The sequence below is a fragment of the Nitratireductor sp. StC3 genome (genome assembly GCF_003015025.1).
GTDB classification, from domain to species: domain Bacteria; phylum Pseudomonadota; class Alphaproteobacteria; order Rhizobiales; family Rhizobiaceae; genus Mangrovimarina; species Mangrovimarina alexandrii.
In genome coordinates, this window is record NZ_PYBP01000006.1 from 25,358 (window position 1) to 39,924 (window position 14,567).

General features: G+C 66.6%; 12 protein-coding genes. 5 read left to right on the top strand and 7 right to left on the bottom strand.

Going from position 1 to position 14,567, the window contains the following annotated elements:
- Nucleotides 1-3: 3 nt before the first annotated feature.
- The 5 genes from C7T96_RS14080 to C7T96_RS14100 all read left to right on the top strand — a co-directional run bounded on the left by C7T96_RS14080 (nucleotide 4) and on the right by C7T96_RS14100 (nucleotide 6,744).
- The gene (locus tag C7T96_RS14080; protein ID WP_106571881.1) at nucleotides 4-1,764 is read left to right on the top strand and encodes a hydantoinase B/oxoprolinase family protein; all 1,761 of its coding nucleotides are present in this window, start codon (nucleotides 4-6) and stop codon (nucleotides 1,762-1,764) included.
- 130 nt (nucleotides 1,765-1,894) lie between these two features.
- Nucleotides 1,895-3,001 (top strand): sugar ABC transporter substrate-binding protein, encoded by a 1,107-nt coding sequence (locus C7T96_RS14085; protein ID WP_158264376.1) that lies wholly within the window; start codon nucleotides 1,895-1,897, stop codon nucleotides 2,999-3,001.
- On the top strand, nucleotides 2,998-4,548 hold the full coding sequence (locus C7T96_RS14090; RefSeq protein WP_106571883.1) for a sugar ABC transporter ATP-binding protein: 1,551 nt from the start codon (nucleotides 2,998-3,000) through the stop codon (nucleotides 4,546-4,548). The genes C7T96_RS14085 and C7T96_RS14090 overlap by 4 nt, the downstream gene beginning before the upstream one ends.
- Nucleotides 4,535-5,497 carry an ABC transporter permease gene (locus C7T96_RS14095; RefSeq protein ID WP_106571884.1) on the top strand — a complete coding sequence of 321 codons (963 nt, stop codon included), beginning with the start codon at nucleotides 4,535-4,537 and terminating at the stop codon, nucleotides 5,495-5,497. Before C7T96_RS14090 ends, C7T96_RS14095 begins: the two co-directional genes overlap by 14 nt.
- Entirely contained in the window at nucleotides 5,494-6,744 is a 1,251-nt protein-coding gene (locus tag C7T96_RS14100; RefSeq protein WP_106571885.1) for a Zn-dependent hydrolase, read from the top strand. Before C7T96_RS14095 ends, C7T96_RS14100 begins: the two co-directional genes overlap by 4 nt.
- A 124-nt stretch (nucleotides 6,745-6,868) precedes the next feature.
- On the opposite strand, the gene C7T96_RS14105 is transcribed toward C7T96_RS14100, so the two are convergent.
- The 7 genes from C7T96_RS14105 to C7T96_RS14135 form a co-directional block, all read right to left on the bottom strand.
- Nucleotides 6,869-7,861, bottom strand: coding sequence for an LLM class flavin-dependent oxidoreductase (locus tag C7T96_RS14105; RefSeq protein WP_106571886.1), 993 nt, complete (start codon nucleotides 7,859-7,861; stop codon nucleotides 6,869-6,871).
- Nucleotides 7,862-7,873: 12 nt separating this feature from the next.
- The gene (locus C7T96_RS14110) at nucleotides 7,874-8,368 is read right to left on the bottom strand and encodes a (2Fe-2S)-binding protein (RefSeq protein ID WP_106571887.1); all 495 of its coding nucleotides are present in this window, start codon (nucleotides 8,366-8,368) and stop codon (nucleotides 7,874-7,876) included.
- Entirely contained in the window at nucleotides 8,365-9,189 is an 825-nt protein-coding gene (locus C7T96_RS14115) for an FAD binding domain-containing protein (RefSeq protein ID WP_106571888.1), read from the bottom strand. Before C7T96_RS14115 ends, C7T96_RS14110 begins: the two co-directional genes overlap by 4 nt.
- Nucleotides 9,186-11,528 carry a xanthine dehydrogenase family protein molybdopterin-binding subunit gene (locus C7T96_RS14120; RefSeq protein WP_106571889.1) on the bottom strand — a complete coding sequence of 781 codons (2,343 nt, stop codon included), beginning with the start codon at nucleotides 11,526-11,528 and terminating at the stop codon, nucleotides 9,186-9,188. Before C7T96_RS14120 ends, C7T96_RS14115 begins: the two co-directional genes overlap by 4 nt.
- Before the next feature lie 34 nt (nucleotides 11,529-11,562).
- The gene (locus tag C7T96_RS14125) at nucleotides 11,563-12,882 is read right to left on the bottom strand and encodes a TRAP transporter large permease subunit (RefSeq protein WP_106571890.1); all 1,320 of its coding nucleotides are present in this window, start codon (nucleotides 12,880-12,882) and stop codon (nucleotides 11,563-11,565) included.
- Nucleotides 12,875-13,366: a TRAP transporter small permease subunit gene (locus C7T96_RS14130; RefSeq protein WP_106571891.1), complete on the bottom strand. Its 492-nt coding sequence runs from the start codon at nucleotides 13,364-13,366 to the stop codon at nucleotides 12,875-12,877. The genes C7T96_RS14125 and C7T96_RS14130 overlap by 8 nt, the downstream gene beginning before the upstream one ends.
- 61 nt (nucleotides 13,367-13,427) lie before the next feature.
- On the bottom strand, nucleotides 13,428-14,495 hold the full coding sequence (locus C7T96_RS14135) for a C4-dicarboxylate ABC transporter substrate-binding protein (protein WP_158264377.1): 1,068 nt from the start codon (nucleotides 14,493-14,495) through the stop codon (nucleotides 13,428-13,430).
- Nucleotides 14,496-14,567 lie beyond the last annotated feature (72 nt).

Here is a 14,567-nt window from a genome sequence, read left to right on the forward strand (position 1 = left end):
AAGATGCAAACACGCGTTGATCCCTTCCTCGCAGCGGTCATCCACGGGGCGCTGGAAAACATCGCCATCGAGATGGGCCACAAGCTCATGCGCATGAGCTATTCGAGCATCATCCGCGAAAGCGAGGATTTCGGCGCCGCGCTGACCGACGCGACCGGCCGCCAGCTTTGCGAATGCACAATGAGCACGCCGCTCCAGTCCGGCCCGATTCCCGGCTACATCGCCGGCATTCTGCGCGAACTGGAACATCGCGGCGACCAGGTGAAACCCGGCGACGTGTTCATGCACAACGACCCCTATGGCGGCGCCTCGCACGGCCCCGACGTCGGTTTCGTCGTTCCGATCTTCCACAACCAGGAGCTCGCCGGCTTTTCGGTGACGACCGCGCACCATCTCGACATCGGCGCGCTGACGCCGGGAAGCTGCGGTATCGTCGACGCGGTCGACACCTACGCCGAAGGGCTCCAGTTCAAGGCGGTGCGCGTCTACGAGGACGGCCGCAAGGTCGAGCCGGTCTGGCAGATCCTGCGCAGCAATATCCGCATCGCCGACCTCGTCGTGGGCGACATGGAGGCTCAGGTCGCCGCCGCGCGGATCGGTGCGGAGCGCTACTCCGCGCTTCTCGACCAATACGGTCTCGACACCGTCACCGGCGCCTACGAGGACCTGCTCGATTATTCCGAAAACCTGATGCGCGACGCCATCGCGCACATTCCCGACGGACGCTACAACGCCCGCACCTTCATCGACGGCTATGTCGACAGTCCCGACCCCGCGCTGAAAGACCTGCCGATCGAGGTGACGCTGACGATCTCCGGCTCCGATATCCATGTCGACCTGACCGGAACCGCACCGCAGACCCCGAACAAGCCGATCAACATGCCGCTGGTCGGCACGGTCGACTGTGCCGTGTGGCTGACGCTGCGCTCGATCCTGCTCGACAGCGACGTCTACGGGGCGATCCCGCAAAACAGCGGCCTGACCCGGCCGATCACGATCCACGCGCCGGAAGGCTGCCTCGCCAACCCGACCTTCCCGGCCCCGGTCATCGCGCGCTTCTGCCCCGGCAACGCCGTCGCCGACACGGTGATGAAGGCGATCGCGCCGGCCGTTCCAAAACAGGTCAGCGCCGGGATCGGCAATCTGCGGGTGATGGCGTTCAGCGGTGTCACCAACAACGCGCCCTGGGTCCATATGGAGATCATGGAGGGCGCCTATGGCGGCCGTTACGGCAAGGACGGCATGGACGCCGTCGACACGCTCTACGCCAACACGCGCAACAACCCGATTGAGGACATCGAATCGCATCTGCCCCTGCGGGTGCTGAACTACGAACTGCGCGAGAACGTCGCCGGACCGGGCGCCTCGCGCGGCGGCATCGGCTCGATCCGGTCGTTCGAACTGCTCGAGGACGGCGCAGTCTCGATCGAAGGCGACGGCCAGCGCTTCGATCCCTGGGGGTTTCTGGGCGGCGCCGACGGATCGCCGGCCAAGGTCGAGTTGGTTCAGGCGCGCGGCGCCACTGTCGAGCTGCCCTCGAAACTACCCTATCGGCAGCTTTCGAAGGGCGATCGCATCACCGCCTATGGCCCGTGCGGCGGCGGCTACGGCGACCCGCTGGAACGCGAACCGCAGGCTGTTCTCGACGACATGCTCGACGGCCTGATCGATGCCGCCTCGGCGCGCGCCGACTACGGCGTCGTCGTGGACGGACAAGGCGTGGACGAGGCTGCGACGCGGGCGCTGCGCGCCGGCCGCGCCTAGGCGCGGAGCGGACCCGGGCCTGCCGGCTGCCAGGACCGTCAGGCCCGCAAAAGGAGACGACCCGCGATGCGGCTCGCATGAGCCCGTCTCGAGGTCAAAGGGGATCCAACGCGTAACAAGGGAGAATGGCATGACACGCCTGAAAACACTGACCGGCCTCGCATCCGCCTTCGTCCTCGCCAACCTGCTGCCCGCCGCGGCACAGGACGGCGTCGACCAGGCGCGCGCCAATATCGAAGCCTATTCGGGCATTCCCGACTTTGAGGCGCCGGGCGAACCGTTCGACGCCAAATCCTGCATGGCCGGCAAGAAAATCTTCACGATACCCGCCTCCAGCTCGATCCCGTTCATCAAGACGATCAGCGATCACAAGGGCAAGCTCGCCGCCGAGCTCGGCTTCGAGCACATGGAGTGGGAAAACCAAGGCAATCCCACCCAGTGGATCCAGGGCATCGAGCACGCCACCAACAATGGCTACGACCTGGTGAGCCTGCTCGCCGGCGCCGATCCGCGTTTCTTCGAGCCTCAGGTCGCCCAGGCCCAGGCCGCGGGCGTCAAGATCGTCACCTCGCACCTGACCGGGTTGGAGCAGGACGCGCCCGCCGGCGTCGATGCCGCAGTAGCGATCGACTACCGCAAGGCCGGCGAATTGATGGCCGACTGGACGATCGCCCGGACCGGCGGCAAGACCAATGCGCTGGTTCTGGTGTCCAACGAGGCGCTGTCAACGGATTCGATCGTCAGCGGCCTCAAGGAGGCCTTCGACACGCGCTGCCCGGAATGCACATACGAGATCGTCAACGTGCCGATCACCGACTGGGCGACGAAGATCCAGCCGACCGTCGCCGGCGCGCTGCAGGCCGATGCCGGGCTGAACTACGTGATCCCGATCTATGACAGCATGTCGAGTTTCGTAACGCCCGCGATCGCCATCGCCGGCCGCACCGACCAGGTCAAGGTCGCCACCTTCAACGGTACGCCCTTCGTGCTCGACCTGATCCGCGCCGGCGACGTGGAGATGGACATCGGCGAGAACCTCGACTGGATCGCGCACGCCATGCTCGACGCCGAGATGCGTCTGTTGTGCGGCAAGGAAACGATCCGCGATTCCAAGGTTCCGCTGCGCGTCTTCGACGCGGACAATATCGGCGAGGTCGGCGAGCCGGCCGACGCGGCCAAGGGGTACGGCGACGCCTATGTGGCGGGCTACCGGAAGCTGTGGCAGCTCGCTGAGTGAACGAGCGGCATCCTCCGAGGCTGGCGATCAGGGGACTGTCGAAGTCGTTTGGCGGGGTCCACGCGCTTTCGGGCGCCGACCTTGCCGTGATGCCTGGCGAGATCCATGGGCTTCTCGGCAAGAACGGCTCCGGCAAGTCCACGCTGATCAAGATCCTGTCCGGCTTTCACAAGCCGGACGGGGGCACGCTCGAGATCGACGGAAAACCGGTTCCGCTGCCGATTCCGCCCGGTCGCAGCGAGCGTATCGGACTGTCCTTCGTCCACCAGAATCTGGGCCTGCTGCCCGAGGCCACGGTGCTGGAAAACCTGATCGCCGGCGATCATGAGCGGGTCGCGTCCTGGTTCATCAACTGGCCCGCGGAAGCCGCGCGGGCGCGCCGGCTGTTTGCGGAGCACCACCTCGACCTCGATCCCTGGGCCGCGGTCGAGGAGCTGACGCCGGTTAAGCGCGCCCAGCTCGCCATCATCCGCGCGGCCGACCGCGTCGGCTCGCACAACGAGCAGGCCACGCCGGGACTTCTGGTTCTGGACGAACCGACGCCCTTCCTGCCGATCGAGGACGTTCGCGAACTCTTCGCCATGATGCGTCGGCTCAAACAGTCCGGGGTCAGCATCATCTTCGTCTCGCACGACATCGACGAGGTAATGGAGATTACCGACCGCGCCACCGTGCTGCGCGACGGCCAGGTGATCGGCAGTTTCGAAACCGGCCGCACCGACCGCTCCGAAATCGTCGCCGCGATCGTCGGCCGCTCAATGAGCCAGGCCAGGCTCGTCGGCGATCCGCCCTCCGGCGATCCTCCGGCGGCGTCGGTAGCCGGGCTGCGCGGCCGGTTCGTCGAGGATCTCGACCTAAGGGTCGCGCCCGGCGAAATCCTCGGCCTGACCGGGCTGATCGGTTCGGGTTACGACGAGGTCCCCTATCTTCTGTCGGGCGCGTCGGCGGCGGTGGCAGGCAGGCTCTCAATGGGCGGTCGAAGCCACGAACTGCGCCACCTCAAGCCGGCCGAGGCGGTCGCGGCCGGAATCGTGTTCATTCCCGCCGACCGTCAGAAGGCGGGCCTGGCGCTCGATCTCACATTGACCGAAAACGCCATGCTGCCAGCGACGGTGCAGGGTGGCGGTCGCCTGCGGATCGATCATCGCGGCAACAGGACGATAACGGCGGAGCTGATGCGCCGCTTCGTTGTGAAGGCGCAGTCGCCGCAGCAGGCGGCCTCGGAACTGTCGGGCGGCAACCAGCAGAAATTGCTGCTTGCCAAATGGCTGCGCCTCGACCCGAGGTTGATCCTGCTCGACGAGCCCACGCAGGGCATCGACGTCGGCGCGCGCCGGGAGATCTACGATCGGTTGCTGGAAGCCTGCGCCCGGGGCGCGGCCATCCTCTGCGCCACATCGGAGTTCGAACAGCTCGAAATGATCGCCCACCGGGTGCTTGTGTTCGAGCGCGGCCGCGTCAAGGCGGAGCTGCGAGGGGCGGCGGTCACGAAATCGTCCATCGAGGCGGCGTGTTACGGGGAGAGCAGAATTCATGCGTCAGTCTAGTGTCGGCTATCAAGTCGAGCGGTTCGGGCTCGTTCTGGTGTGGCTGGCCGTCATCGCGCTCTTCGGCGCCATGCGCCCGGAGACATTTTTGACCTGGTCCAACTTCTCCAGCATCTTCGGCTCAGAAGCCGTGCTGGTGATCGTCACCCTCGGCCTGATCATTCCACTCACCGCCGGCGACTTCGACCTGTCCATCGCCCAGACCCTGACTTTCGTGTCGATGCTGACCGCGATCTTGAGCGCGCGCTTGGGCGTGCCGCTCGTCTACATCATTCCGATCGCGCTCGCCGCCGGCGCGCTGGTCGGCGTGGTCAACGGCACGATCGTGCTGTTTTTTCGCGTCCATTCACTGATCGTCACGCTCGGGGTGGGAACGTTCCTGCACGGCATCACGCTGTGGATGAGCGACAGCCAGACGATCAGCGGCGTCTCGCGCATGCTGATGCAATACGTGATCATACACCGGATTTTCGGCATCCCGATCAGCTTCTATTACGCGGTCGCGCTGGCCGCGATCGTCTGGTACGTGCTTTCCTACACCGCCTACGGGCAGCAATTGCTGTTTACCGGGCGCGGGCGCGAGGTCGGCCGCCTCACCGGCGTGGCGGTCGGGCGCGTGCGCATGATCGCCTTCGCCGCGTCGGGCATGATGGGGGCGGTTGCCGGCATGCTCTATACCGGCACCACCGGCTCGGCCAATCCGAACTCCGGAACGACCTTGCTGCTGCCCGCCTTCGCCGCGGCCTTTCTCGGCGCGACCTGCATCAAGCCGGGCCGCTTCAACGCGTGGGGATCGGTGATCGCGGTCTATTTCCTGGTGACGGGCATTAACGGGCTTTCGGTTCTTGGCTTCCGCACCTATGTGCACGATCTCTTCTACGGCGGCGCCCTGGTGCTGGCGGTGATGATTTCTCAGCTCGTCAGCGGGCGCAGGGAGAAAACGCTTTGACCGAAATTGCCAACGATGCCCTGCCCTTGCTGCGCATCAACGCCGATCGGCTGTGGGCACGCCACATGGAAATCGCCCGGATCGGGGCGATCGCCGGCAACGGGTCCTGCCGTCTGGCGATGACGGCGGAGGACGCCGAGGCGCGCGCCCTGCTGGCGTCCTGGTGCCGCGACGCCGGTCTCGAGCTGAAAATCGACCGCGCCGGCAACATGGTCGCGATCCGCCCCGGCAGCGATCCCGCGCGCGGCATCGTCGCCTCGGGAAGCCATCTCGACACCCAGCCGCACGGCGGCCGCTTCGACGGCGTCTCGGGCGTGCTGGCAGCCCTCGAGGCGGTGGAGACGCTCAATGACGCGGGCGTCGCGACCGCCGCGCCGCTGGCTGTGGTCAACTGGACCAACGAGGAGGGCGTGCGTTACGCGCCGGGCCTGCTCGGTTCGGCCTGGTATGCCGGACTGCTGACGGATGACGCGCTTTCCGACACCCGCGCCGCCGACGGCATGCTGTTCGACGACGAGGCGCGGCTGCGCGGCTGGCTCGGAAATTCTTCGGAAAAAATCCCGCTCGCGGCATTCCTCGAACTGCATATCGAGCAGGGACCGGTGCTGGAGCGGGAGGAAAAGCAGGTCGGCATCGTCACCTCCGTCCAGGGCCTGACCTGGCTGGACGTGAGGGTTTCGGGCACCGACGCCCATGCCGGCACCACGCCCCTCGATCACCGGCAGGACGCGCTGCTGGCGGCCGCCCGGATGCTGGCGGCGCTCAACGAGGCCGGTCTGGAATGCGGCCCGGCGGCCCGCGTCAGCGTCGGCCGTCTGACAACCGCCACCGATGGGCCGAGCACCGTCGTCGGCGAAGCCGCCTTCGTGATCGACATCCGCCACCCCGACGCCGGAACGCTGGCCGAGTTGACCGCCAGATGCAGCGCGATCTGCGAAACCCTCGCCGCCAAATCCGGATGCACGGCAGCCGTCACCCGGCGGATCCAGGTTTCGCCGACGCAGTTCGACGCACGCTGCATTCGCGCGCTCGAGGCCGGCGCCCGGCGGCGCGGCTACGCCTATCGCAAGATCGCCAGCGGCGCGCTGCACGATGCCGCCAATGTCGCCCAGGTTGTGCCCACGGCGATGGTTTTCGTGCCGTGCCGGAACGGCATCAGCCACAACGTCAACGAATACGCCTCGCCGGAAGACCTGGCCGCCGGAACCAACGTGCTGCTCGACGCCGTGCTCGAACTGGCGCGGTAGCTCAAGCCGGTCTTGCGACGACCGCCCTGTTTCAACAGGGCGGTCGTCGCAAGAACGTACGAGTGAAGCGTCCTCGCGGCCGACGATCCGGCCGGCCCGAGGATTTCGGTTCGCCGGGCCCCGGCTAGCGCACCGCGCCCCACAGCCGGTGCACCATCGCCTCGTAGTCGAACCGCTCGAGCACCTCGAGGCTCGGACGCAGGCCGAAAATATCGGCTCCCGCCGCCGCCAGGTCCTGGATGCCGGCCCGACATTCCTCGGCCGAGCCGATCACCGCGATCCGGTCGATATAGTCGTCCGGAATCAGGTCCGGTCCGACCTTGGCCGCGCCGCCGCGCATGACGGCGCGGATCTTCTCGACCTCGTCCTTGTCGATCCCCAGGATCCCCGTCACCTTGCTGTGCGAATTGGCGATGGTGCGCGCGGTGATCAGCCGGATCGTGTCGTACATGGCCGATTTCTCCTCGCCGCAAAGGGCAAAGTTCCAGGCCACGATCTTGACGTCGTCCTCCGGTCGGCCGGCGGCGGCCGCCGCCTCGCGGATCCACCCCGTCACCGTCCTCATCGCTTCGGGGCGTCCGACATTGCCGACGATCACGCCGTCGGCGACCTCGCCGGCCATGCGGAAAGCGCGCGGATGGGTGGTGGCGACATAGATGTCGACCGGGTTCTTCGGCTTGAACTCCATATGCGCGTTGTCGAAACGAAAGACGTCGTTTGCCACTGAATGATGTTCACCCGCCAGCACCGCCTTCATCGCCACGATGGCGTCGCGGGTGGTTTCGGTAAAGTCCCCGTCCGGCGCGGCCATCGCCTTGCGTGTCGGTTTCAGCCCCGCGCCGATGCCCAGCACCACGCGGCCCTCGCACAGATCCGCTACCGTGCCCACGGCCCGGGCGATCTGGATCGGGTGCCGCGTATAGGGATTGGCGATGCCGACCCCGAGCCGGATCGTGGTCGTCTTGGCCGCGATCGCGCCCAAAAGCACGTACGGGTCGCGCATGAAGGTCTCGTCGGGCACCCAGACCATGGGGATGCCGGCATCCTCGGCCCGCTGCACCATCTCGATGACCTCGGCCGCGGTCTGCCGTGGCAATGCGCAAAATGAAAAATCCATACCGTCCTCTCGTTAGGTGGTTCCGGCTTTCGCCGCGGTAGCTTGGCTCTTGGTCTCGATGACACGCGCGATCGCGCGGACGATGCCGCGATAACCGGTACAGCGGCAGATGCAGCCGGCGAGCTCGGCGCGGATCTGCTCGGTATCGGGCCGGTCGTGGCGCAGCACGATGTCGCGCGCCGTGGCCAGCATGCCCGGCGTGCAATAGCCGCATTGAAGTGCGTGCTCGTCGCGGAAGGCCTGGCGCAGCCGGGTGACCACCGGGTCGTCGTCGAAACCTTCGACCGTGGTGACCCGCACGCCCTCGCACGACGCCGCCAGCGTGATGCAGGAGCGCATCGGCATGTCGTCCACCACCACCGTGCAGGCCCCGCAGGCGCCATGCTCGCAGCCGAGATGCGTGCCTTTCAGCGCCAGGTTCTCGCGCAGAAAATCGGCCAGGCTGAGCCGCGGATCGATCTCGGCGCGCACCGGCTCGCCGTTGACGGTAAGCGAAAGCGTGGTCACGACGAAACCTCCTTCATGGCACGGCGCAGGCAGGTGGCATGGATCTGCATCTCGTAGCGGTCGAGATCGGGCTCGCGCTCAGCAAGCGCGGCGCGGATCGTTGCCTCCGCGGCCAGGCTTCCGGACGCGACAGCCCCTTCGAGGGCCTCCAGCCGGCAGGGCCCGCCGACCGCGCTGCTGCCGGCGACGACGCGGGTGAAGCCGCGCGCGGGATCGTGCACCACCGCCGCGATCGCCTCGCCGAAGGTCCCGGCCTTCTTGCGCATCTTGCGGTAGGACCAGCGGGCCGAAGGCGACAGTTTCGGCAACCGGATCCCGGTCAGCATCTCGTCCTCTTCGAGCGCCGTCGTGAAAACGTCGACGGAAAAATCCTCGCTTGCCAGCGCCCGTTCGCCATCAGGGCCGGCAAGCTGCACTGTGGCGCCGAGCGCCATCATGGCCACCGGCCAGTCGGCGGCGGGGTCGGCATGGCAAAGGCTACCGCCCAGCGTGCCGCGATTGCGCACGGCGCGATAGGCGATGTCGCGGGCGACGAAGGCGAGCATGCCGCGCCAGTGATCGCCCGAGGCGCCGTCCTCGAGCGTGGCGTGGGTGACGCTGGCCCCGATCAGCACGGTTTCGCCCTCGTCCGAGACGGCACGCAGGTCGGCGATCGCGCCGATATCGACGAGCGTTTCGGCGAAGGCGACGCGCAGGTTGAGCATCGGCACGAGCGACTGGCCGCCGGCGAGTATCCGCGCACCGCCAGCGCCTTCGGCGAGCGCGGCAACGGCCTCGGCAATGCTGACGGGACGCAGATAGGCGAACGCGGGAGCCTTCATCGCGCGGCCTCCTTCTTGCCGGCGGCGCGGTCCTGGGCATCGAAGATCGCCTGCAGCACCCGGCGCGGCGTGGCCGGCACCGCGCACAGCTCCGCCCCGGTGGATCGAAGCGCGTCGTTGATGGCGTTGACCAGGGCGGCCGGCGGGGCGATGGCACCGCCTTCGCCGACACCCTTGACGCCGAAGCGCGTATAGGGCGAGCGCGTTTCCATATGGTCGAGCCGGATCATCGGGATCTCGCTCGCCGCCGGCACCGAATAGTCGCCAAACGTGGTTGCAAGCGGCTGTCCCTGGTCGTCGAAGGGCACTTCCTCGAACAGCGCCGTGCCGATCCCCTGCGCGACGCCGCCCAGCACCTGGCCGTCGACGATCATCGGGTTGACCCGGGTGCCGCAATCGTCGACCGCGACATAGTCGAGCACCTCCACGGTTCCCAGTTCCGGGTCGACCGCCACCCGCGCGGCATGGGCGGCATAGGCAAAGGGCGCCCGGTCTCCGTCGGGCCGATAGCCGCCGGTGACCTCCAGCCCGTCGCGCAAAAGCTCCTCGGGCAGGTCGAAGGGACGGAAATGCCAGATCACGGCTGCTTCCTCGATCGTCATCGAGGCGCCCGGCCCGACGAGTTCGCCGGCCTCCAACCGCACATCATCGGCCGTGCACTGCATCATGTGCGCGGCGATCTCCCTGAGCTTGAACACAAGCTTGTCGGCGGCGGCAGCGACCGCACCGCCGGTCATGACGATGGCGCGCGAGGCGTAGGTGCCGGTCGAATAGGGCGAAAGCGCCGTATCGCCATGGCGCACCGACACGCGTTGCGGGTCTATGCCCAGCACCTCCGACGCGATCTGCGCCAGCGTCGTCTCCATGCCTTGCCCGTGCGACTGCACACCGACCCGGATCTCGAGGCTGCCGTCCGGCTGCATGAGCGCGGCGACCTGCTCGAAGCCGGGCATCATCTGCACGCCGATCTGGGAGATTGTGGCGGTGGAGACCGCTGTGTGCTCGGTATAGACGGCATAGCCGGTGCCGATCAGCCTGTCGGGTCCGGCATCTGCCGACACCGCGTCGACCATCGCGCGCGCCCGGCGCAGCGAGGCCGGATAGTCGCCGCTGTCATATTCCTTGCCGGTGATCGCCTTGTAGGGCATCGCCGCGGCGGGCACGAGATTTTCCAGCCGCACCTCGACCGGGTCGCGGCCGACCGCACGCGCCACGGCGTCGACAAGGGTCTCCATGGCGAAGCAGGCGCCGGGGCGCGCGACCGCCCGGTAGGGCGAGAGCGGCGGCTTGTTGGTCGCAACCGTCATCGTGCGCACCCGGTAGCCGCCGATATCGTAGGGGCCGGTCAGGATGCCGCTTGCCTGGATGGCGTCGAAGCCATTGGTGTGCGGCCAGATCGAATAGGCGCCGGCATCGGTGGTCAGCACCGCGTCCAGCGCCAGGATGCGGCCGCGATCGTCGGCATGCGCCGTCATCCGGTAGCGATGCTGGCGCGCGTTGGCGCCGGCGGTCAGGTGCTCGAACCGGTCTTCCAGCCAGCGGACCGGCCGTTTCAGCCGCAGCGCCAGCCAGGCGACGATCACCTCCTCGGGATGCAGGATCGCCTTGTAGCCAAAGCCGCCGCCGACATCAGGCGCCACGACCCGCACTTGACGCTGCTGCAGGCCGAGGCACTGGCAAAGCGCGTTGCGGATCATATGCGGTGACTGGGTGGAGGAATAGACCACGAGCTGGCCGTCTCGGGCATCGTAATGGGCGAGCGCGCCCTTGCCCTCGAGCGGCACCATCGCCTGGCGCGCCATGTCGAGCGTGCGTGTCACCTGGACGGTGGCGCGCGCCACCTGCTCCTCGATGCCGCTGTCGAAGCGGGTTTCCATCGATAGATTCGTGCCCCAGTCCGCGTGCACGAGCGGCGCGCCCTCGGCCATCGCCGCGTCGATCGAGGCCACCACGGGCAGTTCCTTCAGGTCGGGGACCACCCGCTCGGCCAGATCCTCGGCCTGCGCCCGGTTCGGAGCGAGGCAGGCGGCGATGATCTCGCCGACGAAACGCACGCGGGTCAGCGCCATTGGCGGGCTGCCTACGATCCGGTGTCCGGCCACGTTGGAGGTGGGCCGGATCGGCGCGACGCCGTCCATGTCGCGGGCGGTGAAGACCCGCTCGCCGGCATCCTCCGGTTTGTCGATCCCCACGATCTCGGCATGGGCGAGCGGGCTGCGCACGAACGCCACGTCCAGCATGCGCGGCATCTCGATATCCGCGAGGTAGCGGCCGCGCCCGTGAAGAAAGCGGTCATCCTCCTTGCGCGGGAGAGACGCGCCGACGCCTGTGTCTGTCATGGGATTTTCCTTCGTTCCTTCGCTCCGGTCGCCGTCAGATCCCGACAAAGGAGGTGAGCCACAAGGCGGTCGCCGGAAAGAAATAGACGATCAGCATCACCAGCACCTGGCAGGCCACGAACGGCATCACGCCGAACGCCATCTGGCGATAACTCATGTCCGGCGGCGCGATCGAGCGCAGATAAAACAGCGACGGCGCCATCGGCGGGGTCAGATAGCTGGTCTGCAGGGCGATGATGGCGAGCACCGCGAACCAGACCGGATCGATGCCGGCGGCACGCAGGAGCGGATCGTAGATCGGCACGCAGATCAAAACGATCGAGATCCAGTCCAAGACGAAGCCGAGGATCATGATGATCAAAAGCACGATCAGGATCAGTTCGCCCGAGGACAGGTCCATCGCCAGGATCGTCGACTGGATCAGCTGACGGCCGCCATTGATCTGAAAGATGCTTGTGAACATGGTTCCGCCCACGACGATAAGCATCACCATCGCAGTGATCACCAGCGTCGCGCGCGTCGCCGACCACAGCACCTCGATCGAGAGACGCCGGTAGAACAGTGTCAGAATGATCGTGCCGAGCGCGCCGACGCCGGCGGCTTCGGTCGGCGCGGCGATCCCGGCGATGATCGACCCAACCACCGCCAGCACCAGCGCCAGTGCCGGCAGCAGCGAGGTCAACGTGATCCAGATCTTGTCGCGCATCGGCATCGCGAAGTCCTCGTCCGCGACCGGCGGGCCGTCCTGCGGACGCAGCGCGCAGCGCGCCAGCGCGTATCCCAAGAAGCAGGCGACCATCAATATGCTTGGAATGATGACCGCGGCGAACAAATCGCCGATCGAAAGCTGCCCTTGGGTGGCGTAGACCACGACGACGATCGACGGCGGGATCATGGTGCCGAGCGAGCCGCCGGCGCAAATCGTGCCGGCGATCAGGTCGTTGGAATAGTTGTATTTCTTCATAGCCGGAATCGCCATCATGCCGACCATGACCTCGACCGCGCCGACAATGCCGGTTCCGGCGGCGAAGATCGCGCACATCGACAGCGCCGCGAGCGACAGCCCGCCCGGCAACCGGCCGAGCCACAGCCGCATCGCCTCGAAAAGGCGCGCCGCGATCCCGGAGCGTTCCAGCATCGCGCCCATGAACACAAACAGCGGGATGGCCGCGAACGTGGGCTGGGAAGCGACCTTGTCGACGAAGCGGTAGAGCTGTGCCGGCGCGATGTCGCCGAAGGCCAGAAGCGCGAAGCCGAAGGCGGTAACGATCAGGCTGAACGCGACCGGCAGGCCCAGCAGAATGAGAAGAAAGAGGGTCGGAAACATCAACCCCGCGAGCAAGGGATCACCCATGACGCCCTGCCGCTTTCAAGCTGGCGCGCAGGCCGGTCACCAAAATCTGGGCTGTCAGCATCACCATGCCCGCCGCCAGCGCGGCGTAGAAGGGCCATAATTGCGGCGCGAACGCGCTGACCGGGTCGACCTCGCCCTTTTCATAAGCGCGCAACGCTTTGGTCACCGCGACGTAGCTGATCGCCGAAAAGGTCGGCAAAGCGAGTGTGAGAAGCAGTACGGCGCCGATGCCGGAGCGCAGGCGATCGGGCAGCATCAGCACGAGGAAGTCGATACTGACGTGACCGTCCTCCTTCAGGCAGAAGGCGGCCGCGCACAAGAACAGCGCGCCGCCCAGCATATAGGTCAGGTCGCCCGCCCACAGGGTCGGACTGCCGAACACGTAGCGGCTGGCGACCTCGAAGATCATCACCGCGATCAGCAGAAAGACCATGATGCCCGCGAGGAAGGCGAAGCCGGCCGATAGTCTGTCGATGAGTTTCATTGTGACTTCCTGCTGGAAGGCCGGGCCCGAAGCCGCATAGCGCGACCTGGGCCCGGTCCGGTCATTTCCGATCCAGGTGCTTGTAGGAAGCGCCGTCGGCGTAGAGATCCTGATAGGCGAAGTAGCTGTCGCCGATCTTCTTCATCCACGCATTGCCGCCCGCCGTCTGCTCCTCGGCCTTGGCTGCGGCCCATTTGCGGCCCGCCGCGGTGATCGCCTCGGTGACTTCCGCCGGCAGTTCCTGAAGCTTGTTGTTGCCCGAGCGCAGCTCCTTCATCGCGACCAGGTCGGCCATGCCCGACTGCAGGTAGCTTTCGAACACGGCGAGTTTGGCCGCCGCGGTCACGATTTCCTTGAGATCGTCGGGCAGTGCGTCCCATTTTTCCGCCGTGACGATGAATTCGTTGATCCCGGCGGGAAAATGAAGACCCGGCGCGATGATGTACTCGGCCGCATTCTCCAGTCCCGCGATCTGATTGTCGGCCGGCCCGGACCATTCGGCAATGTCCACCCCGCCACGATCGAGCATCTGGTAGACTTCGCTGCCGGTCACGAAGACCGGCGCGGCTTCGAATTCCTCCGACAGGATGGAAGCCCACGAGCCCGCGGCGCGGAACTTCAACCCCTTCAGATCCGCGACGCCTTCGATCGGCTTGTGCGAATGCCAAAGCTCCGTGCCGACAACGCCGCCGACCAGCGAATGCAGACCGAGCGTGTCGCGCTTGAACTGGGTCAGCAGGTCCTGCCCGCCGCCCTCGTAAAGCCAATAGAGCATGGTTTCCGGCCCCATGCCGCCGGGATGGCCAGCATAGAAGCTGTTGGCCGGATCGGCGTTGACCGCGTAGAGCGGCGTGATCATGGCCGCATCGGCGGTCCCGTCGAGCACCGCCTCGTAATTCTTGGTGGCCGGCGCGAGCACGTCGACCGGATAGGGTTCGATCACCAGCCGGCCCTCGGAGAGCTCGTTCACGCGCTTGGTGAAGGGCATGACGATGTTCTTCCACAGACCCCAGGTCTCGCCAGCATAGCTCGACATCCGCCAGGTGATCGGTTCGTCCTGCGCCAGGGCCGGGAGCGTACCGGCAAGAGTTGCGACCGCCACAAGGGCCGCCTTTGTCCACCGTTTCATGTGTTGGTTCTCCTGTTGATCCCCTCCGGTTGGTTTTTCGGAGGCCATTGGTTCTTTTCATCTGCGTCCAAA

Bases quoted from the DNA above. Each gene is read 5' to 3' on its own strand.
- C7T96_RS14120 (WP_106571889.1), bottom strand. From the start codon at position 11,528: ATGACAGACACAGGCGTCGGCGCGTCTCTCCCGCGCAAGGAGGATGAC.
- C7T96_RS14125 (WP_106571890.1), bottom strand. From the start codon at position 12,882: ATGGGTGATCCCTTGCTCGCGGGGTTGATGTTTCCGACCCTCTTTCTT.
- C7T96_RS14095 (WP_106571884.1), top strand. From the start codon at position 4,535: ATGCGTCAGTCTAGTGTCGGCTATCAAGTCGAGCGGTTCGGGCTCGTT.
- C7T96_RS14115 (WP_106571888.1), bottom strand. From the start codon at position 9,189: ATGAAGGCTCCCGCGTTCGCCTATCTGCGTCCCGTCAGCATTGCCGAG.
- C7T96_RS14135 (WP_158264377.1), bottom strand. From the start codon at position 14,495: ATGAAACGGTGGACAAAGGCGGCCCTTGTGGCGGTCGCAACTCTTGCC.
- C7T96_RS14080 (WP_106571881.1), top strand. From the start codon at position 4: ATGCAAACACGCGTTGATCCCTTCCTCGCAGCGGTCATCCACGGGGCG.
- C7T96_RS14130 (WP_106571891.1), bottom strand. From the start codon at position 13,366: ATGAAACTCATCGACAGACTATCGGCCGGCTTCGCCTTCCTCGCGGGC.
- C7T96_RS14085 (WP_158264376.1), top strand. From the start codon at position 1,895: ATGACACGCCTGAAAACACTGACCGGCCTCGCATCCGCCTTCGTCCTC.
- C7T96_RS14105 (WP_106571886.1), bottom strand. From the start codon at position 7,861: ATGGATTTTTCATTTTGCGCATTGCCACGGCAGACCGCGGCCGAGGTC.